This is a genomic window from Pontibacter oryzae, assembly GCF_003576375.1.
Taxonomy (GTDB): domain Bacteria; phylum Bacteroidota; class Bacteroidia; order Cytophagales; family Hymenobacteraceae; genus Pontibacter; species Pontibacter oryzae.
In genome coordinates, this window is the sequence record NZ_QWGE01000002.1 from 487,847 (window position 1) to 506,998 (window position 19,152).

Annotated in this window: 20 protein-coding genes; 3 read left to right on the forward strand and 17 right to left on the reverse strand. The window is 47.3% G+C overall.

Annotated elements, in window-relative coordinates; genetic code table 11:
- Positions 1-37: 37 nt before the first annotated feature.
- On the reverse strand, positions 38-238 hold the full coding sequence (locus tag D1627_RS06895; RefSeq protein ID WP_119431492.1) for a hypothetical protein: 201 nt from the start codon (positions 236-238) through the stop codon (positions 38-40).
- Positions 239-400: 162 nt separating this feature from the next.
- Between D1627_RS06895 and D1627_RS06900 the strand changes: the two genes are divergently transcribed.
- A complete protein-coding gene (locus tag D1627_RS06900) occupies positions 401-1,147 on the forward strand; it encodes a pseudouridine synthase (protein ID WP_119431841.1) in 747 nt (248 codons plus the stop codon).
- Here D1627_RS06900 and D1627_RS06905 read toward each other — a convergent pair.
- The 7 genes from D1627_RS06905 to D1627_RS06935 all read right to left on the reverse strand — a co-directional run bounded on the left by D1627_RS06905 (position 1,137) and on the right by D1627_RS06935 (position 7,541).
- Positions 1,137-1,490, reverse strand: coding sequence for a hypothetical protein (locus tag D1627_RS06905; protein WP_233555539.1), 354 nt, complete (start codon positions 1,488-1,490; stop codon positions 1,137-1,139). The two genes, D1627_RS06900 and D1627_RS06905, sit on opposite strands and share 11 nt — an antisense overlap.
- 26 nt (positions 1,491-1,516) lie before the next feature.
- Positions 1,517-2,455, reverse strand: coding sequence for a DnaJ C-terminal domain-containing protein (locus D1627_RS06910; protein WP_119431493.1), 939 nt, complete (start codon positions 2,453-2,455; stop codon positions 1,517-1,519).
- Positions 2,456-2,615: 160 nt separating this feature from the next.
- Complete coding sequence (locus D1627_RS18645; RefSeq protein ID WP_317125197.1) at positions 2,616-3,245, reverse strand: YqaE/Pmp3 family membrane protein; 630 nt, start codon at positions 3,243-3,245, stop codon at positions 2,616-2,618.
- A 163-nt stretch (positions 3,246-3,408) separates the two neighbouring features.
- On the reverse strand, positions 3,409-4,110 hold the full coding sequence (locus tag D1627_RS06920; RefSeq protein WP_119431494.1) for an N-formylglutamate amidohydrolase: 702 nt from the start codon (positions 4,108-4,110) through the stop codon (positions 3,409-3,411).
- Positions 4,104-5,351: a carboxylate-amine ligase gene (locus D1627_RS06925; RefSeq protein ID WP_119431495.1), complete on the reverse strand. Its 1,248-nt coding sequence runs from the start codon at positions 5,349-5,351 to the stop codon at positions 4,104-4,106. The genes D1627_RS06920 and D1627_RS06925 overlap by 7 nt, the downstream gene beginning before the upstream one ends.
- The gene (locus tag D1627_RS06930) at positions 5,344-6,816 is read right to left on the reverse strand and encodes a RimK family protein (protein WP_119431496.1); all 1,473 of its coding nucleotides are present in this window, start codon (positions 6,814-6,816) and stop codon (positions 5,344-5,346) included. Before D1627_RS06930 ends, D1627_RS06925 begins: the two co-directional genes overlap by 8 nt.
- A gap of 2 nt (positions 6,817-6,818) precedes the next feature.
- The gene (locus D1627_RS06935) at positions 6,819-7,541 is read right to left on the reverse strand and encodes a peptidase-C39 like family protein (protein WP_119431497.1); all 723 of its coding nucleotides are present in this window, start codon (positions 7,539-7,541) and stop codon (positions 6,819-6,821) included.
- Between the two features lie 159 nt (positions 7,542-7,700).
- Here D1627_RS06935 and D1627_RS06940 point away from each other — a divergent pair, with 159 nt between their 5' ends.
- A complete protein-coding gene (locus D1627_RS06940) occupies positions 7,701-8,387 on the forward strand; it encodes an MCP four helix bundle domain-containing protein (RefSeq protein ID WP_119431498.1) in 687 nt (228 codons plus the stop codon).
- A gap of 49 nt (positions 8,388-8,436) precedes the next feature.
- Here the strand turns inward: D1627_RS06940 and argH are convergent, their stop codons facing one another.
- From argH to D1627_RS06980, 8 genes are all read right to left on the reverse strand, one after another.
- Positions 8,437-9,774, reverse strand: a complete 1,338-nt coding sequence (argH, locus tag D1627_RS06945) for an argininosuccinate lyase (protein WP_119431499.1) — start codon at positions 9,772-9,774, stop codon at positions 8,437-8,439.
- A 69-nt stretch (positions 9,775-9,843) separates the two neighbouring features.
- Positions 9,844-10,917 carry a M20 family metallo-hydrolase gene (locus D1627_RS06950; protein WP_119431500.1) on the reverse strand — a complete coding sequence of 358 codons (1,074 nt, stop codon included), beginning with the start codon at positions 10,915-10,917 and terminating at the stop codon, positions 9,844-9,846.
- Entirely contained in the window at positions 10,917-11,705 is a 789-nt protein-coding gene (gene argB / locus D1627_RS06955; RefSeq protein WP_119431501.1) for an acetylglutamate kinase, read from the reverse strand. Before argB ends, D1627_RS06950 begins: the two co-directional genes overlap by 1 nt.
- Positions 11,706-11,812: 107 nt before the next feature.
- Positions 11,813-12,763: a Rossmann-fold NAD(P)-binding domain-containing protein gene (locus D1627_RS06960; protein WP_119431502.1), complete on the reverse strand. Its 951-nt coding sequence runs from the start codon at positions 12,761-12,763 to the stop codon at positions 11,813-11,815.
- Positions 12,763-13,917: an aspartate aminotransferase family protein gene (locus D1627_RS06965; protein ID WP_119431503.1), complete on the reverse strand. Its 1,155-nt coding sequence runs from the start codon at positions 13,915-13,917 to the stop codon at positions 12,763-12,765. Before D1627_RS06965 ends, D1627_RS06960 begins: the two co-directional genes overlap by 1 nt.
- A gap of 86 nt (positions 13,918-14,003) precedes the next feature.
- Entirely contained in the window at positions 14,004-15,008 is a 1,005-nt protein-coding gene (argC, locus tag D1627_RS06970; RefSeq protein WP_119431504.1) for an N-acetyl-gamma-glutamyl-phosphate reductase, read from the reverse strand.
- Positions 14,996-16,198, reverse strand: coding sequence for an argininosuccinate synthase (locus tag D1627_RS06975; protein ID WP_119431505.1), 1,203 nt, complete (start codon positions 16,196-16,198; stop codon positions 14,996-14,998). Before D1627_RS06975 ends, argC begins: the two co-directional genes overlap by 13 nt.
- Before the next feature lie 27 nt (positions 16,199-16,225).
- On the reverse strand, positions 16,226-16,912 hold the full coding sequence (locus D1627_RS06980) for a GNAT family N-acetyltransferase (protein WP_119431506.1): 687 nt from the start codon (positions 16,910-16,912) through the stop codon (positions 16,226-16,228).
- Between the two features lie 567 nt (positions 16,913-17,479).
- Here D1627_RS06980 and D1627_RS06985 point away from each other — a divergent pair.
- Positions 17,480-17,767 (forward strand): hypothetical protein, encoded by a 288-nt coding sequence (locus D1627_RS06985; protein WP_119431844.1) that lies wholly within the window; start codon positions 17,480-17,482, stop codon positions 17,765-17,767.
- Here D1627_RS06985 and D1627_RS06990 read toward each other — a convergent pair.
- Positions 17,764-19,020: an aspartyl protease family protein gene (locus tag D1627_RS06990; RefSeq protein ID WP_119431507.1), complete on the reverse strand. Its 1,257-nt coding sequence runs from the start codon at positions 19,018-19,020 to the stop codon at positions 17,764-17,766. The genes D1627_RS06985 and D1627_RS06990 overlap by 4 nt on opposite strands.
- Between the last annotated feature and the right edge of the window lie 132 nt (positions 19,021-19,152).

Sequence of the window (19,152 nt, forward strand, 5' to 3'; positions counted from 1 at the left end):
ATCCTAAGAGCCCTACGTTATTGTAGAATGGAGTAACTTACAGTTCCTCTAGGTCAAAATCTTTGCCTTTCCCATATTTGATTAGGTCGTGCAGTAAGTATACATCCAGTGTTAAGAGGTCTTTGACTTTATAGGTATTTTCCTCCGGCATATCCATTACCTGAAAGTCAAAGGTTTCACCGTAATTTTTAAGCCTGTATTTCTTACCTCTACGGAGGTTATCCAAGGAAATTGCCATCTGTAACGCGCTTCTTTCTTAATTGATTTTAACAAATATACGTTGGTTACCTGCAAAAGCCTTGTATATGGCATATTTATCTGATAGTGCATTTTTACCACGCGTTTGCTCCTGTTATTAGTTTTGGCAGTTTGGCTATCTTTGCCAAAAAAAAAGCGGAACGTGTTAGAGATAATCTATGAGGATGCGTACTATGTCGCTATCAATAAGCCGAATGGTTTGCTTGTGCATCGTACGCGTATTGCTGAAGAGAAGAAAGAGTTTGCTTTGCAATTGCTGCGCGATCAGCTAGGCTACCACCTGTTTACCATACACCGACTGGACCGTGGCACTTCCGGAGTGCTGTTATTTGCGAAAACTTCAGAAGCAGCGGCACCTATAGTGAAACAGTTTGAGGCGCGCGAACCAGATAAAACATACTTTGCAATTGCCCGAGGCTACGCCCCAGAGTCGGAATTGATTGATAACCCTATTCGGCCAGACAAGGACCACAAACACCGCGAGCCGCAGGATGCTCAAACATACTATGAGCGGATTGGTACCGTTGAGCTACCTATATCCGTAGGGCCATACCAAACGGCGCGCTACAGCCTGGTAAAGGTAAAGCCTGAAACGGGTCGTATGCATCAGATTCGCAAGCATTTTGCGCACATACGGCACTACATCATCGGAGACAAACGCCACGGCGATTGGCGGCACAATAAAATGTTCTTGGAAGAGCTTGATAGCCCCTACTTACTGTTGCATGCTGCTGAGCTCCGCTTTGAACATCCTTTTACCGGCGAGAATATACGCATCCAAGCGCAAGTGCCTGAGAACATGTTGCGGCTCTGCCACAAATTTGGTTGGAACAGCGTGCTAGAACAACAACAGGCGTTACCTAAACCTTTGCCCGCACTTACAGATTAAGCATCCGTTTTACCATTTCTACCTGTGTGCGTGCCACTACGTCGTTCTGTGAGTTTGCATTAAGCACCATCAGCATGTATGCCATGGGTGATAGCCGCCAGTCTTGCACCACCTCCCCGTTACGGGAGCGGTAAACGACCTTAAAGTTTTCCTGCAGCGGCAGGTGCATACTGGTGCATACTTCTGTGGCACGGCGTATGGCCTGACTCAATTCGCTAAGGCTTTCACAGCCTTTTTGCTGTAATAGGTCTGATGCATAGCAGGTCAGTTGGGTTTCTGCGATGCTTTCAATAAAATTGTCCAGCGGCGTGTGGCTTCTATTTTGTTCAATCGTCACTAACATAGCTTTCTAAGTATAAAGTTGGGCACCTATACTGCCTTCGCCTGGCGCATATCACGCAGTTTTTCTAGCAGCGCGCGCTCCTCAGAGCTGATAGCAGTTGGCAATGTTACATCTATTTTTACGTAAAGATCTCCGTGCTGATTAGGCTCGCCATACTTGGGCATTCCTTTGCCGCGCAATCGGAGTTTTTTACCACTTTGCGTACCGGCAGGGATCTTTAATTTTAGCGCTCCAGTCATAGTATTCACTTGGGCGTCTCCTCCCAAAATAGCGGTGTACATATCCAACGGAAGTGTTGTGGTAAGGTCATCGCCCTGGCGCTTAAATGCAGGATCAGGTTTTATGTGGATGTTTATATAAAGATCGCCTGGCATACCCCCTGCCGGGCCCGGAGCGCCCTTTCCATTTATGCGGAGCACCTGTCCGTCGGCCACGCCGGGCTTAGTTGTGATGCGGAGTTGCTGGTTATTTACGTTAAGCAAGCGGCTCGTTCCTGTAAATGCCTCGTGCAAGGTTATCTCCATATCGGCCTGGTAGTCCTGCCTTTTTGAAGTACGTGCCCGTTGCCCGCCAAAGCCACCGCCGGCAGCCCCGCCAAAGAATTGCTGAAAGAAATCAGAGAAGCCTCCACCGCCACCGCCGCCAAACATGTCGTGCAGGTCGCTTTCCGAGAAACCGCCCTGGTAGCCTCCGCGCTGTTGCCCACCCGGCCTGCCGTAGCCTCCTCCGTGCTGCTGAAACTGCCGCCAGTTAGCCCCGAGCTGCTCGTACTGTTGGCGTTTCTCTTGATCGCCTAAAACCTCATATGCCTCACTAATGTCCTTGAACTTCTCTTCTGCTTGTGGGTTATCCTTATTCTTATCAGGGTGATACTTTTTAGCCAGGGCACGGTAAGCCTTTTTAATCTCGGCCTGAGATGCTTTTTTATCAACTCCCAGTATTTTGTAGTAGTCCTTGTACTCCATTGGGTAGCCTGTTTATTTTACCGATTATTCTTTAGCGCATCTAGCGCTGAGATGTTGTGTATACTGTAACGTGAACAGAAAAAGGTGGTTTACCATAAAAGCAAAGAGCAGCACCGTGCTATACGATGCTGCTCTTTTATGCATTTTACTTGCGCTTAACCTAGATTGAATCAGTTACTACAAGCAAGGCATGGATAATACCTGGCAGAATGAACAACAAGGTCAAGATAATGTTGATCCAGAATGAGGTTCCGATTCCGTCGTGCAGGAATACAGCCAATGGCGGCAGGAAGATGGCTAGTATGATTTCTACCACCGAAGTACGCGAACGGCTCTGTCGCATGGCCTCTTTCAGGTCTTTCTTTAGCTCTTTCTTTTCAGCTTTCGTCATGTTTGCCAAACGTTCTTTGGCTAAAGCCAACGCTTCGGCTTCTGCAACAGTCATTTCGCGCTTCTCTAATTTTACCTCTTCCTCAACAGCTGGCGTTTTAACTAATGCTGCTGTTTTTGCAGGTGCTTTAACAGCTGGCTTAGCAGTTGCACTGGCTTCTAAAGCAGGTGCTGCTTTAGCTGACTCCTGCTTTTCATTGTTTGCGGCCAGGGCAATCTCAGAAACGGTAGGAGTTGCTGTGTTTTCTGCAATAGCCTCTGCAGCAGGCTTTGCCTTTACAGTGTTATATGCCTCTGGCTTGTCAGCGGAGAACTTATAATATTCGGCTGAGCTACAGGAGAACATGAATTGGCCCGTGGCTAGCACAACAACCAATTGGAGTAGATTTTTAATCTTCATAGTTTACTTTTGAGTTATACATAAAAAGAATGTTCAAACTTAAGGTTTCCACGGCAATTTGCCTACTTTTTTGCTGAAAGGCCAAGTTTAGATTAGATACTTTTAATATTAGTATTTTGTTTTAAAAATTGTTGATTTAAAGCGTTTATTCACCATTTCTAGTTCAACGGTGCATAGCCATAAGCTCAGCTAAGCTTTTTTTTATACATTGCGTTATTGACTCCCAAGCTGCCGGCTCGCCTTCCACAAACTTCTGGTTTACTTCCAACTCTATACCTAAGTACTGTTTTTCGCTGAACTTTTTCCGCAGGTAAGTTGGAAAACCATCGGCAATGCCAAGGTATGGGTAATTAAACCGAACGAGCAGATTTTTATCTTGACGTCGTAATTCCTTTTTCCAGCTTCGGCAAAACTCACGCTCTCCGTGGCGTTTTGGGTCATACAGCAAACCTATGTCTGCGTCACGTTGTTCACCGTTCAGTTCTGGCGTAAAGGTATGCACCGATACATGTAAAACCTGCCTTCCTGCACTAACGAAATCCTGTACTAACCCTTCTACTTCTTGGCGGTAAGGCTGGTAATACTCCCGGATTATCTTTTGCCGTTCCGATTCGGGCAAGGGTTTTGTAAACTCAGAGAATAAATCTTTATGTTTCAAAGACCTATTCAGCTCAACAAGTAGCCGGGAGGTTTCAGCGTAATAAGCTTTATCTGCTAGGTCCTGCATTTGATTGAATAGGTCTAGAGCCCCCAAATCGAAGCCTCTATGCGTGGCGAGTACCTCCTGTTGATTTTCAAAGTGCGCTTTAAAATCAGGCGGAATAGTATTGCCACCATGCTCGCATGTAAGTATCAGTCTCAGCATAGGGTATCAGGTATAAACATGATGCCCTCTTGCAGGCATTTTGCCAACTGCTGGTATACTTGGTTTATCCGTTCTTCGGATGGTTCCTCTCCAAGCGCCTTCAAAATGCGATGCGATAGGTTTCCGTGGGTAAGTATGTGGTGCAGGGCTTGCGCCGTTCCGGGCGTAACTTCAGTATCAATTGTTTCTTTAAGGATGTGCTGCCAAAGCTTTAACGCTGTGGTGCTTTCATTTGCAGTGTAACCGAATAAAGCCAGGAAGTCTGTGTCAAGTATAGATGCATTCTGGCCATTCTTGATAACTTCCAGAAAGATACTTGCAAGCTGGTCCTCATGCCATTTTTTTAGCACTTCCAACCTTACCCATTTTTCTGACATTAAAGCCTTCAGCGCAGCTACAATAGCCTGCACAATGGCAATGTCTGCAACGGGGTTTTCCTGAATATCTAATATCCTGATCTCAATCGTGTTTCTTTCGAACCGTGCAATGGCGCCGCGTGAATTAAGAAACTCTTCTTGCAAAGTGCCCTCGGGGTCATAAAGAGCAATATCTTTATACATTTTTTGAAGAATCTGCTCTTCATAATCAGCCTTCGTAAAAACTGCTTCTGGTATTACCTGGCCAGCTATACTTTTAATCTTCTCCTGATTATTGCGGTATACTTCTAATCTCGTGTCGGCCAGGCCGGTGATTTTCCCATCCAGAACTGGAGATGATGCGCTAAGAGCAGGTATGATCGGGAGTAGCACCCGGATAGCAGCATGAAGTTTGCCGAATTCCGCATCATCAAAAAATGGCAAGTTCAGGTGCGTGCTTTGCAGGTTGGCCCAGCCGTGTCCCCTGCAGTCGAAGATCTTGTTATATGCTTCGTAAACGGCATTATGCTCGTGCGGCCACAGGCTGGTATCCGTGTAGGGGTTCATAAGCGGGTGTGCGCCAGTTGGTAGCAGCATTGCATCATACTTCGCGAGCATTTGGTTGATCTGTTGCACATGTCTTTGAAATGCCTCCTCCAAATGCGCCAAACTTTGCACCGGCCCCTGTGTTTTTAACTCCACTACATGCAATACCAATTCGTTGCTCCAGGCAATATCCCCAAATTCGACATCGGAAAGATACGCACCCACGGCATCGTAAATGAGCTTGTCTGTAATCGGCAGTACGTGCAGGGTATCTTTGTGCACTATCATGTACTCCATTTCCACTCCAAACCCTTCAAAGAGGTGCAGCTTTCTAGTCATGGTTTCTGCCGTTTTTATAGTTATCGATGCGTTGCTTAATAGATTTGATGATGGACGAGTAGAGTTCTTTTTTCAGGATTCGGTCTTCTACACCGGCGTCTATACTTGGGTTATCGTTAACTTCAATTACATAAGCCTTGCCATCAATTTCTTTTAGATCCACACCGTATAGGCCGTTCCCGATTAGGTTAGCCGCTTTTAGGGCTGTATGTAGTACATGAAAAGGCACGTCCTCGAAAGGCACTACTTCCCCATCGCCTTCTTCATCCTGTTTCCTTTTGCCATTCCAGTTATAAATTTGCCAGTGACCTTTTGCCATGTAATATTTGCATGCATAAAGCGGTTGCTTGTCAAGCACGCTAATGCGCCAGTCAAAGTCGGTGGGTGTATACTCCTGCCCTATTATTAACTCCGAGTCATCGAGCAAGGCATCCAGTTCCATTTTCAGACTCTCTTTATCCTTAGCTTTTACCACACCCTGCGAAAACGAGCTGTCAGGCTTTTTAAGCACGCAGGGTAAACCCAGCTCCTCTTCTACCAAATGCCTGTTATCCTTATGGATGATCATGGTCTTAGGAATTGGCACTTTGGCCTTGCCCAGTAGCTCTGCTAAATATACTTTGTTAGTACAGCGAAGTATAGATACCGGATCATCAATAACGACCAGTCCATCGGCGTAAGCCTTCCGAGCAAAGCGGTAGGTATGGTGGTTAACGGCTGTGGTTTCCCGGATAAATAGCGCATCAAACTCTGGTAGCCGGCGATAATCTTCCTTTGTGATGAGCTCAGTGTAAAACCCCATTGATTCAGCTGCTTCCACAAAATGCTGTATGGCTTTGTCGTTCGATGGCGGTGCTTTTTCATGTGGGTCAACAAGTATGGCCAGGTCGTATACTTTGCGAGAGATGCGTGCACCTGAAAAACGGTGGCGTGCAAAGTAACTCTTGGCATAGTTCTTTAAATACTTGCGGTGGTGATCCGGCACTTCGTTTATGGGCACCTGCGAAATACTTTGCAAAACCCAGTGGTCCTTAAGTATGAACTGCGCCTTCAGTAGCGGGGCCTGAAAGTGATCATGCAGCGCTTTGCAGAGCTTTTCGTACTTCTTGGCCAGGTTCTGCCCAAAGTAGATGCTCAGCGTAAATGTTTTGGAACGCAAGCCCTGGAGGCTCTTCTGTATCAGGTCCTCGATCTCGACGGTAATGGCCCGCACAATGGTCGGGCTTTTTAGGTCCTGCATGGTTGTAACGCTCGGAATAGGCTTATGCCCCCGTGCCTCAGACAGCAACGAAACATAGTAACCGGCACTTTGGTAGCGGTACGAGCGGCAGAGGTTAAAAATCCGGGCATTACGGATATCGGTATAAGCTGTATCGGTGAGGTACGTCTGTGCGTCCACAATTTCCGTGTCTTCAATTGCTTCATCCCAGTCTTTGGGATAATCCACAACAACAATTTTACGCATGGTTAGTCTTGCAAGGGTTCGCGTTGAGGTGGCTGAATGGCCAGGAGATTGGCATCGTAAGTAGCCATGCCCAGCATTATAGAGTTAATAAGGTGTGTTGCTTTCACTTCGTAGTAGTTATCTTTAAAGTATGGGTTCTCTCGGTAAGGATCAGCCACGACGATGCTTTTCTGGTCTTCGCCGAAACCACAGAGCACCACAAAATGCCCCATTGGCAAACCCCGGATGTCATCGTAGATAGAGTTACCTTCTTCATCGGAAAACTCGCGGGCGCTTTGGTACAGGTATGTGGCACTGAGGCCAGTAAGCAGCGGTATACCCTGCTCAAAATACTCCCGGAGCAGTTGTTTGTTCAAGTCGCGGCAGCGCAGTTCTCCGCCCAGTCTCAGAAAATCAATGTAGGCATGCGTGGCACGCTGAAACTTACTGTCTTGTTTAAACTGAAGCTGCATTTCCAGCTTATGTATGATCTCCTCGTTGCTCAGTTTTACCCACGTAGGGTCAAAAATGAACATGTTATAGGTATAAATTTCGGCTCTATAGCCGCGTCTCAAAGCATGGCAGGCCAGCAGCACTTCCAGTGTGCCCCCCTCATCCAGCGAAGGAACCTCTTTGATGACCTCGCTGAGCGGAATAGCATCTTTGAAATACCGGTACACGGCATGTAAGCTGGTAGGGCCACAGGTAGAATCGTCTGGCTGCGTATGTATTTTGATCGGGATCACAAGCGGAATTTATACTGACTAATGCAAACTGTGATTTTATACGCTGCCAGGGTTATAAGTTTTAGAATCATTTCAAGATATTACTCACCACTGCTTACAATTTGATTAGCCTTATTCTATTAATTACCTTATATTAAGGTGAGTAACCAATAGATATTTATGAGCTGGACCTTCCGGATTAAGCAACGAGACAGGATAGCCCTTGCCCTGGCTGCAGTGTTTCTGATTATAGTGATGGCAAATTGGTTTGTGAACTATAGTATGACCCAAGTGAGCCAGCAGTTCAGGTCTGTGTACGCTGATAGGCTAGTGCCGGCGCTTGATATATCGGCTATGCAGGAGCGCTACTACCAAAACCGGTTTTTGCTTGAGAAACACTTGCAGAGCGATAACCCCGCAGAACAGCAGGAATTGGCGCATGAAATGACCGCCCTTAATGCAGAGTTAGATTCTCTTATCAGAAAGTTTGAGGCTACTTACCTAACCGAACAGGAAGCTGCTGATTTTAAGCGCTTTTTAACTGCTAATGCGGCCTATAGCAACATGCAGGCTACTATTGTTGGCTTAAGCTCAAATCAGGACAGAGCCAACGCGGAAGATAGGTATAAAGTTGATGGCATGGCTGCTTTTCAGCTGATCATAGAGCGGTTACATGCTTTAAGCAGCATACAGGAGAAAGTAGGGCTGGAATTATACTCTGATGCCGAGCGGCAGATGAAGTCATTGAAAGTGCTTTCTTACCTGGTGATTGCGCTGGCCGTGATTCTTGCCCTGTTAGTAGGCACGTTGCTGCAAACCTCCCGAAAGCTAAACAGGCTGAAGCAGCAACAATTTCATTGGAATTAATAGTAAAAGCCCTTCCCGACTATACTTCCGAAAAGGGCTTTTATACTTTCTAGGCTTGAGCAATGAGCTTTTGGTAAGCGGAGGCCACGCGCTCAAAATTAAAGGCGGCCACAACTTGCTGCATCTGTTTAGCTATTTGTTGGTTGCATAGGTTACCTAGGCTGCCCTCGTGTGTATGCATGGCCTCTGCAGGCGGTGCAAAGGTGCCTGCCTCTATTTGCTCTCCCACCTCCTTGTAAGCATCCCGGAAGGGTATTCCCTGCAGCACAAGCTCGTTTACGGCATCTACACTGAACAAGTATTTATACTTATCGTCTGCCAATATATTTTCGCGCACCTGTACCTGCTCTGCCATATAGGTCATCATTTGCAGGCAGCTGCTTATTTCCCGGAACGCCGGGAAAAGATTCTCTTTCAGCAACTGCAAATCGCGGTGGTAACCTGATGGGAGGTTAATTAACAACATGCTGATGTCTGTTGGCAACGCCTGCAGTTTATTGCACTTGCCGCGCAAAAGCTCAAATACGTCCGGGTTCTTTTTATGCGGCATAATGCTGGAGCCGGTTGTAAGATGATCTGGCAAGGTGATAAACCCGAAGTTCTGGCTCATGTATAGGCACAGGTCCATGCTCATACGGGCAATGGTAGCGGCTACGGCAGCCAGTGCGGTAGCTACCGTTCGCTCGGTTTTGCCCCGGCCCATTTGCGCATACACCACGTTATAGTTCATCGACTCGAAGCCAAGCAAATCAGTGGTAAGTTGGCGGTTGAGCGGGAACGAAGAACCGTAACCTGCCGCTGAGCCCAACGGGTTCTTATCCGTGATCTTGTAAGCAGCCAATAGAAGCTGCATGTCATCAACCAAGCTCTCGGCGTAGGCGCCAAACCATAAGCCGAAGGAAGAGGGCATTGCAACCTGCAAGTGTGTGTAGCCTGGCAGCAGCACATATTTATACTTGTCGCTCTGTGCCTGAAGCACCTCGAAAAGGGATTGCACTTCCTGCACCACTTCCTGCAGCTGATGGCGGAAGTATAACTTTAGGTCAACAAGCACCTGGTCGTTTCGGGAGCGGCCACTGTGGATTTTCTTACCGGCTTCTCCTACCCTGCGCGTCAGTTCAAGCTCAACCTGCGAGTGGATATCTTCTACGCCAGGCTCAATGGCAAACTCACCGGCCTCGATCATGGCATATATATTTTTGAGCTCAGCCTGCAGTAATGTAAGCTCCTCAGAAGTAAGCAGGTTTATGCTTTCCAGCATCTCGATGTGGGCCAGCGAGCCCAACACATCGAAGCGGGCAAGCTCCATATCCAGCTCAGCGTCGCGCCCAACTGTAAACTTTTCTATCTCAGCAGCTACCGCTGTTTTTTTTTGCCAAAGTTTCATACTTGTTCCCTTGTCGGGTGGTTTCTTAAATCGCTGAGAATAGGTACAGCGCAGATGTATACTTAAAATCTAATTTTTAATGATTACTTGCTCTAAGAGCTCAATGTAAGACCTTATTCCTTCTTTGATCTCATGCAGGTAAATATACTCATCGGCCATATGAGACCTTCCGGAGTACCCCGGCCCCATTTTGAGGGACGGGATTGGAAGCAAAGCCTGGTCAGAGGTTGTAGGAGAGCCGTAGGTGGTGCGCCCCATTTTTATGCCAGCCTGAACCAGTGGATGATCCAGGGAAATACCGGAGGGCTTCAGGCGCATGGAGCGCGGTTTAACCTCCGCCTTCACGTGCTTGCGGATAGTGTCCAGCACCTCCTCCATCGAATAAGCATCGGTTAAACGCACATCAACAGTAAATTGGCAGCTGTCTGGTACCACATTGTGTTGAGAGCCAGCCTGAATTATTGTAATACTCATCTTTACGGGCCCCAGGTGCTCAGAAACCTCCGGAAACTGATAAGACTGAAACCAGTTAATGTCGGGCAAGGCTTCGTAAATGGCGTTTATACCTTCCTCCCGGGCAGCATGGCCGGCTTTTCCCTTGGCGATGCAATCCAGGACCAGAAGCCCTTTCTCTGCAACAGCCAGGTGCATTTCGGTTGGTTCGCCTACAATGGCCGCATCCAGTTTGCCTAGCTCCGGGAGAATGAGTTCAATGCCGTCGCGCCCACTAATTTCTTCCTCTGCGGTTGCTGCAAGCACTAAATTATACCGGAGATCGTCTCGCTCATAAAAGTATAAAAAAGCCGCGATGAGCGATACCAGACAACATCCCGCATCATTACTTCCCAAGCCAAAGAGCTTTCCATCTTCAATAGCAGGCTCAAAGGGGTTGCGGGTATAACTGGCGTTGGGTTTCACGGTATCATGATGCGAATTAAGCAAGATGGTCGGTAGTTGTGGGTTGGCGTGCTTGTTGAAACACCAGACGTTATTTTTCTTACGGTTTACCCCCTGAACAGCCTTATCTCTCAAAAAACCAGTAAGCAGGTCCGCAGTTTTGTCTTCTTCCCGGCTCAGCGATGGCGTCGCGATAAGTTGTTGTAAAAGCAACGTGGCTTCTTCGAATAGTTGCTGTAGCTCCATTAGTTCAGGCTTAAGGTAGTGCCGCTGTAGCTTGCTGTGTTTATACTTGTAAGTGCCTCAGCCTCGCAAATCAGCACTTCTGCAACTCCTTGCTTTAAGGCTCCAAAAGCGTTATCGAGTTTCGGGATCATGCCGGCATGCACCACACCCTGGGCTTTCAGCTCATTATACTTATGCAGGTTTATATCAGGAATTACAGAGTTATCATCCGTTGCATCCTGCAACACGCCTTTTTTCTCGAAGCTATAAACCAATTGCACGGTATGCCTTGCAGCCAACGCGGTTGCCAAAACAGAGGCAATGGTATCAGCGTTTGTGTTGAGTATACTGCCTTTGGTATCGTGGGTGAGCGGGGCAAACACGGGCGTTAGGCCTGCGGCAAAAAACGCTTCCAGCGCTTGAATATTTATACTTTGGGAACCTGCCACGTCTCCAGCATAACCGTAATCTATCTCACGAACTGGGCGTTTGTGAGCAGCAATACAGTTAGCATCGGCACCCGTAAGCCCGATGGCATTACAGCCTACCGCCTGTAGCTTTGCCACTACCTGCTTGTTAACCAAGCCACCATACACCATGGTAACCAAATCTAGAGTTTCAGCATCCGTTATGCGTCGGCCATCCACCATTTTAGGGTTAATGCCTAAGCGTTGACCCATGGCGGAGGCTATTTTGCCTCCGCCATGTACCAATAACTTTGGGCCCGGGAGCTGCGCGAAATCAACCAAAAAACCATGCAGCCGATCCGGGTTATCCAATACATTGCCTCCTATTTTAACTATGACCATCGTTTAGATTTTAGATGATAGACGTTAGATAGTAAATTTATACTTTCAAGGATATGGCCATAAAACCATTTTACAAAGCCTAACTTAAACATCTAACTTTAAATACTTTAAAGTGCTTCCAGCATGCGCTTCAGAACTGCCTGAGCGGCATAGGTCCGGTTGTTGGCTTGCGCCAGCACCAGTGAGTTAGGGCCATCTAGTATTTCATCACTTAGCTCTACGTTGCGCCTTACGGGCAGGCAGTGCATAACTTTAGCGCTGTTGGTAGCCTGTAGCTTCTCTTCCGTGAGCATCCATCCTTCACCCGCTGTCAGCACCTGGCCGTATTGGGTATAGCTCGACCAGTTTTTCACGTACACGAAATCCGCGCCCTCCAGGGCTTCCTGTTGGTTTGTAGTAATGGTAGCGCCTTTGGTAAACTCCTCTGCCAGTTCATAACCTTCCGGGTGTGTAATCACAAGTTCTACATCAGCTTGTCCCATCCATTCGGCGAACGAGTTAGCCACACATTGCGGGATTGGTTTGATATGCGGAGCCCAACTAAGCACGACCTTTGGCTTTTTACCAGCAGGAACGTTCTCTGTAATAGTTAGCATGTCGGCAAGGCTCTGCAGCGGATGCCGCGTGGCAGACTCCAGGCTCACAATCGGGGTTTTGCTAAAATCGATAAACTGCTGAAGCAACTCTTCGCTATAATCCTCTTCCCGGTTCTGTAATTTAGGGAACGAGCGGATGCCGATAATATCGCAATACTCCCCCATAACTGCTGCTGCTTCCTTAATGTGCTCCACGGTTGAGCCGTTCATAATAGCGCCTTCCTGTGTTTCCAGGGCCCAGCCTTCTTTGTCCAGGTTCATCACTATTACATTCATACCCAAGTTAATGGCAGCTTTTTGAGTGCTCAGGCGTGTGCGAAGGCTTGGATTCAAAAAAATAAGCCCTAATGTCTTATTCTCGCCAAAGTGCTTGTACTTAAAGGGGTTACTCTTGAGGTATAGTGCTTCCTGTACCAACGCATCCACGTTGGCAACATCTTGCACAGCGGTAAATTTTTTCATTAAACGGATTGTGGTTCTGTTTGGTAAAGTATGGCTTCAAGGGCTTCGAGCAGACTGCTCACCTCTCTGGATCCGATGCCTAAAGGCGGTAGTAACCGCAGCGTATGATTATTTGAGGATGAACCCGTGAAGATCTGATGTTTCTGAACCAGCTGCTTACGGATGCCAGCACATGGCTGATCCAGCTCAACGCCGATCATCAGGCCTTGTCCACGGACCTCTTTCACGCCTGGTAATTGGCTGAGCTCATCCATCAAACGGTGGCCCATTAGTGCCGCGTTCTGGATCAGGTTTTCATTTTCAATCACCTCAAGCACTGCCAATGCAGCAGCACAGGCAAGGTAATTGCCTCCAAAGGTGGTCCCCAGCATACCATGTTTTGCCTCAATGGCAGGTGACACAAGCACGCCGGCAACCGGGAAACCATTCCCCATACCTTTTGCCATGGTAATCAGGTGGGGTTTTATGCCAGCATGCTGGTGGGCAAAGAATTTGCCAGAGCGGCCATAGCCAGACTGAACCTCGTCGAGTATCAACAGGGCTCCGTGCGCTTCGCAACCATTTGCGATAGCCTGCAGAAAATCTGTTTCAGGGATTTGCACGCCACCAACACCTTGAATGCCTTCTACAATAACCGCTGCCACTTCGGGGCCATGTTCTTTCAGGGCGCTATCAAATGCAGAAATATCGTTGAGGGGTATAAAAATGATGTTATCGGTCTTATTGATCGGGGCTTGTATTTTTTCGTCGTCGGTGGCAGCCACTGCAGCGGATGTACGGCCATGGAATGCTCCCTTAAAGGCAATTACCTTCTTACGACCTGTATGAAAAGAGGCCACCTTCAGAGCATTCTCGTTGGCTTCTGCTCCGGAGTTGCATAAAAAAAGGCTGTATTCCTCGCAGCTGCTTAGCTGGCCCAACTTGGTTGCCAATTCCTGCTGGATGGGTATTTGCACGGAGTTGGAGTAGAAGCCTATATCGTAGAGCTGGCGCGCGATGCGCTTTACATAGTGCGGGTGGCTGTGCCCGATGGAGATAACGGCGTGACCACCGTAGAAATCGAGGTAACGCTTGCCTTTGTCATCCCAAACGTAAGCGCCCTCTGCCCGAACGGGCGTAATATCGAAGAGCGGATAAACATCAAATAGGTTCATATCTGTTGTTAATAATTAGATGTAAGAGGTTAAACAATAGATAAAATACTTCACGTACATAGTTCAGTAAATTAAGTAGTTACACTTTAAAATGCAGATGCTTTTAACTTTAAACCTGCCTGCTCGCTCAACCCGAACATCAGGTTCATGTTTTGTACAGCCTGTCCTGAGGCGCCTTTCAGAAGGTTATCAATCATACTGGTAACAACAAGGTTGCCCCCTTCTTTCTGCAGATGCAATAGGCATTTGTTTGTATTCACGACCTGCTTTAGATTAGGCGTGCTGTCAGCAATAGTTACAAAAGGGTGCCCGTTGTAAAAATCTTTATACAAGGCGGTGGCCTCAGAAAGGTTCAGGTCAGATTTTGTATAGCTCGTGCAAAGTATGCCGCGCGTAAACGGGCCACGGTAAGGCACAAAGTTTATTGCCGGTAATTCCTGATTCTGCATACCCTGCAGCGTTCTCCGTATTTCGTGCAGGTGTTGGTGGCTTAAAACTTTATAGTTTGAGATGTTGCCGCTGCGCCAGCTGTAGTGTGAGGTAGCGCTCAGGCTTTGCCCGGCTCCGGTGCTTCCTGTAATGCCACTAGTATGGATTTCGCTGGTGATTAAATTTTGCTGCGCTAGTGGCAGTAGCCCAAGCTGTATAGCTGTGGCAAAACAGCCGGGGTTAGCTATACTTTCAGCCGTGCGTATTTGCACACGGTTTAACTCTGGCAACCCATAAACAAAAGCTCTATTACAGTCAGTTACAGTATCCTCGTTAAAGCTTTCATTCCAACGGAAGTCCTGGCTTAAATCAATTACTTTTATATTGGCCGGCAGTTCATCGCTTTCCAGGAATTTCTTGGATTCGCCGTGGCCCATGCACAGGAACAGTACATCAATCGCTGGGTTAATCTCCTCGCTAAAGTATACATCGGTATCGCCCAGCAGGTCTTTATGCACAGCATGCACCGGCTTGCCCGCCTGGCTTTTGCTAAGTATAAAAGTTACTTCTGCGTGAGGGTGGTTGAGCAGCAGGCGAAGCAGTTCGCCGCCAGTATACCCGGCGCCGCCTGCTATGCCCACTTTTATACTTACTCCGTCCATGCTGCGGCATTGTTTACGCTGTGGTACATCTTGGTCTGGTTGCCGAAGATTTTGGCAAAGCCTTTCACGTCATCAGAGGTCCATGCCCGATTCATTTCGCCATAGCTGCCAAACTTGTCGCTCATCAGGTCATGTGCGCTTTCAATGCCTTCCACTTGGAAGCGGTATGGGGCCAGCACTACAAAAACTTTTCCCGTCACGTTCTGCTGCGTACTCTCCAGGAAGGCCTCGATATCTCGCATAGTAGGGTCCAGTAACTGACCCTCGTGCAGCCAGTTGCCATACCACGCCGAAAGTTGGTCTTTCCAGTACAACTGCCACTTGGTAAGTACATGCTTCTCTAGCGTATGGTGTGCTTTGATAATCACCATCGGGGCAGCCGCCTCAAAGCCTACGCGGCCCTTAATGCCGATGATCGTATCGCCCACATGTATATCGCGGCCGATAGCATACGGCGCGGCAAGTTCCTGCAGGTGCTGGATAGCCTTTACCGGGTTCTCAAATGCATGATCGTTTAAGCCAACTAGCTCCCCTTTCTCAAAGTGAAGCGTTATGCGCTGCGGCTCATGCTTGCTAAGTTGCGTTGGGTAAGCCTCCTCAGGCAGCGGAAGATGTGAAGTAAGCGTTTCTTTACCGCCAACCGATGTGCCCCAGATGCCTTTGTTAATAGAGTACTGCGCTTTATGGAAATCCATTTCAACGCCGTGGTCCTTTAAGTAAGTAATCTCCTCTTCGCGCGAAAGTCGCTTGTCGCGGATAGGTGTAATGATTTCTACGTTCGGTATGATCGCCTGGAAAACCATGTCAAAACGCACCTGGTCGTTGCCGGCACCGGTACTGCCATGCGCCACGTAATCAGCGCCAACGGCTTTCACGTGGTTGGCAATGGCAATGGCTTGTGTTACGCGCTCTGCGCTTACGCTTAGCGGGTACACGTTGTTTTTTAGGATGTTACCAAATACAAGGTACTTAATACAGCTTTTGTAGAAATTGTCAGTTTCATCAAGGTGGGTGTGTTGTTTTGAGCCCATAGCATAAGCGCGGAGCTCTATTTCCTGCAGCTCCTGCTTGCTAAAACCGCCTGTATCCACAATGGCAGTGTGTACTTCAAGTCCGAGCTCCTGCGCTAAGTAAATAGCACAGTAAGAGGTATCAAGGCCGCCGCTAAAGGCTAAAACTACTTTCTTCATCTTGTTAATTTATACTTTATGAGCAAATTATACTTGTACTGTATTCATTTCAGGTGTTGAAAGCCCGGGTTGCTGCCCAGGCTTTTGGCGGTGGCGCATCCAACGCTCGTTTACGCTGGCATTCTTTGGCGCACTCTTTTTCTCCACTACTTCCAGCGGAATAAAGCTTTGCTCCTTCTCAGGGTCAAACAGCATGGCGGTGCAAAGGCAGTTGCTGCGGTTCTTAAGCTGCAGTATCTCAAAATTCACACAGCTGCGGCAGCCCTTCCAGAATTCCTCGTCGTCGGTAAGTTCAGAGTATGTAACCGGCTTATAGCCCAGACCTGAGTTGATGCGCATGACAGCCAGCGCCGTGGTCAGCCCGAAGATTTTAGCATCAGGATACTTTGTGCGTGATAACTCAAATATTTTCTGCTTGATCTGGCGGGCCAGGCCGCTTTTGCGTAGCTCAGGAGAAACAATCAACCCCGAGTTTGCAACATACTTTCCGTGGCCCCAAGTCTCGATATAACAAAACCCCGCCCAGGTTCCATCGGCATGCAAGGCAATAACCGCCTTACCTTCTAGCATTTTCTGGGCAATATAGTCCGGGGAGCGTTTGGCAATGCCAGTACCTCTCGCTTTAGCTGATGACTCCATCTCGTTGCATATTTGCAACGCATGTATAATATGTTGCCCCTGGGCAACCATCACGATGAATGCAGGTTGATCCATTTTATTAAAAAGGTAGTGCTAGGCTTTTAATGGCACAGCGCTTTGATCAGCTTAAATATTTGTGATTTGAGATAACGTATGAATATGGCGAATATGGCAAGCCTGATAGCTGCCTAACATAATTCGGGATTCATAAAATGCTGGATTGATGACCACCACATAGGCAGTCGGGAAAGCTGCAGGCTAGCGCCTGTAGCGGACCACAGCGATAGCGGCCCTAAAAACTACTCCCGTAGAAAGAGCAGAAAAAGTCGCACGCTCCTGATCTGGAGTGTGTTTTATCATGTTTGATGATAAAATCGCCTTTTTTTTCATTTCAGTTATAGCAGTTGGGTTTGTTTATACCCTTTAGTACACCGCAAATGTTTCGCAATTGTTTTCTAAATTACAAGCTTCCTATAATTATTCATAAAATATTCATACAAAAGCCCAAAAAGATATTATAATTTGTTTTTAGTTAAAGCTTTGTGGCTGAAATTCGAAGTTGCCGCTATTTGGTGTGCAGCAAAAGATTTAACTTGCAGCTGTATGAGCAGGTGCCTATTAAGTATCGGCAACAGAATTTACATGAAAAATTTATCCATCAGAGTTATTATTGGCATCCTGTTTTCCGCAATCGGGATGGTTTCTTTGTTTATTACCCGCGAGGCCCTGACGGCAGCTATTTGGCTAAGTTTCGGCAATGGACTAATACTGTCGGACCTGAAGTTTACGCAAACCGATGAAAAAGGGAACGCCTATCAAAAACCAGTACCTAAGCTAAGAATGTATACGGCCATATTCCTTATCGTACTTGCTGTTATACTTTTAGGCCTGCAGGTTGTTATGGACCTCCAAAGCGACGTAACAGCCTAAATTCGGCTTTGCAGCACAAAATCAACATTCAGGATTTCCTGTTCGCGTTTCAGGCGCAACCGCAGTTTACGGCCAGGCTTGCTTTCAAGCATTTCTAATAGTTCCTGCAACGTAAGATCGGTGCAGTCGCGGCCATTAATGTGCAGCAGCTGATCCCCGGCTTGCACGCCAACCTTGTTTGCCGGCGAATCGTCCACTACATTGGATACGACATAGAAATTGGTTCCTGGTAAGGGGGTGCTTACCTCAAACCCAGCCATGTTGTAGCTAAATGGCTCCTTAAATTTATGGTTCGGAATGAGCGTGATGCGCTGGTGCGGGTAATCGAAGATAACGGTAAAGCGCTTAAGTATATCAGAGCCCATGTTACCGTTACGGTCAGCAATGTTCAACGCTAGTTTTATACCTTCCTCATCAGGGTACGAGGCCGTAAGGTTCTCTAGTTTATACTTGCCCAGCCTGAAACTGCTTAGCCGTCCAATTTTACCGTTGATATCCCCGCTCAAACCACGCCCCAGGTATGCTTCCATAACCTTAGGCGGTAAGCTCAGCTTCTCGTTAGTAGGCAGGTACAACGACAGCGAGTGGCTTGCCCCGGTATCAACGATCAGCTTTACATCCAGCGTATCGCCGTTATGCTGTTTCACCGTGCCCACCATGTATGGCTTGGTGCCTTCTATCATAAGCGGGTATTCTTCTGCCTTGCGCTTCTTTCTTAGCTTAACATCTGGCCTGTAGAGCGTTAGCATTTTAGTGCTGTAGTTAATCTTTACTATAAAATTCTTGAATATGTCGTAGCCGATTATACCATGCACAGGCATGCCCATTCTGGTTGAGAGGTTAAAGACATCTTCCATCAGCACGTAAACCGAGTGGTTATCGCCCTTAATCCCATCCATGTACATGTGGTTTCCCGTGCTGAAGAACGCATCGATATCATGCCCCTCTCCCAACCCTTTTATGGTTATTTTACTTGCATCCTTAAGGTCAAGCGAGTCAGAAAAGTACAATCTTGTTATAAGTGTGTTGCGCACACCTGAGTCAAGTATGAAATTCAGCGGCTGAGACGTGTTTATCTGCACTGGTATAACAACGAGGTTATGTACCAGTTTAAAAGGTATGTTGATCTTTTTACGGTTCGAAGTAAAGTAAACCGTATCACTGTCAGTGGTAGGCTGCAATTGAGCCAAGGTGCCTAACGGTATCAGAAGGAAACAAAGCCCAAGCAGCGTCAGGTATACAGCTCTTTTCATAAGTGAGTGCTCTTGGTGGAGTGATGGACGCTACTAGTATTACAAAAAGTATACGTAAATCATTCAACAAATATGCACTCATGCCACTGATATGCAGAAAGTTATATTTAAGACTATATAGTGTTTAAACAC

Bases quoted from the DNA above. Each gene is read 5' to 3' on its own strand.
- D1627_RS06895 (WP_119431492.1), bottom strand. From the start codon at position 238: ATGGCAATTTCCTTGGATAACCTCCGTAGAGGTAAGAAATACAGGCTT.
- D1627_RS06905 (WP_233555539.1), bottom strand. From the start codon at position 1,490: ATGTTAGTGACGATTGAACAAAATAGAAGCCACACGCCGCTGGACAAT.
- D1627_RS06910 (WP_119431493.1), bottom strand. From the start codon at position 2,455: ATGGAGTACAAGGACTACTACAAAATACTGGGAGTTGATAAAAAAGCA.
- D1627_RS18645 (WP_317125197.1), bottom strand. From the start codon at position 3,245: ATGAAGATTAAAAATCTACTCCAATTGGTTGTTGTGCTAGCCACGGGC.
- D1627_RS06920 (WP_119431494.1), bottom strand. From the start codon at position 4,110: ATGCTGAGACTGATACTTACATGCGAGCATGGTGGCAATACTATTCCG.
- D1627_RS06925 (WP_119431495.1), bottom strand. From the start codon at position 5,351: ATGACTAGAAAGCTGCACCTCTTTGAAGGGTTTGGAGTGGAAATGGAG.
- D1627_RS06930 (WP_119431496.1), bottom strand. From the start codon at position 6,816: ATGCGTAAAATTGTTGTTGTGGATTATCCCAAAGACTGGGATGAAGCA.
- D1627_RS06940 (WP_119431498.1), top strand. From the start codon at position 7,701: ATGAGCTGGACCTTCCGGATTAAGCAACGAGACAGGATAGCCCTTGCC.
- argH (WP_119431499.1), bottom strand. From the start codon at position 9,774: ATGAAACTTTGGCAAAAAAAAACAGCGGTAGCTGCTGAGATAGAAAAG.
- D1627_RS06950 (WP_119431500.1), bottom strand. From the start codon at position 10,917: ATGGAGCTACAGCAACTATTCGAAGAAGCCACGTTGCTTTTACAACAA.
- argB (WP_119431501.1), bottom strand. From the start codon at position 11,705: ATGGTCATAGTTAAAATAGGAGGCAATGTATTGGATAACCCGGATCGG.
- D1627_RS06960 (WP_119431502.1), bottom strand. From the start codon at position 12,763: ATGAAAAAATTTACCGCTGTGCAAGATGTTGCCAACGTGGATGCGTTG.
- D1627_RS06965 (WP_119431503.1), bottom strand. From the start codon at position 13,917: ATGAACCTATTTGATGTTTATCCGCTCTTCGATATTACGCCCGTTCGG.
- argC (WP_119431504.1), bottom strand. From the start codon at position 15,008: ATGGACGGAGTAAGTATAAAAGTGGGCATAGCAGGCGGCGCCGGGTAT.
- D1627_RS06975 (WP_119431505.1), bottom strand. From the start codon at position 16,198: ATGAAGAAAGTAGTTTTAGCCTTTAGCGGCGGCCTTGATACCTCTTAC.
- D1627_RS06980 (WP_119431506.1), bottom strand. From the start codon at position 16,912: ATGGATCAACCTGCATTCATCGTGATGGTTGCCCAGGGGCAACATATT.
- D1627_RS06985 (WP_119431844.1), top strand. From the start codon at position 17,480: ATGAAAAATTTATCCATCAGAGTTATTATTGGCATCCTGTTTTCCGCA.
- D1627_RS06990 (WP_119431507.1), bottom strand. From the start codon at position 19,020: ATGAAAAGAGCTGTATACCTGACGCTGCTTGGGCTTTGTTTCCTTCTG.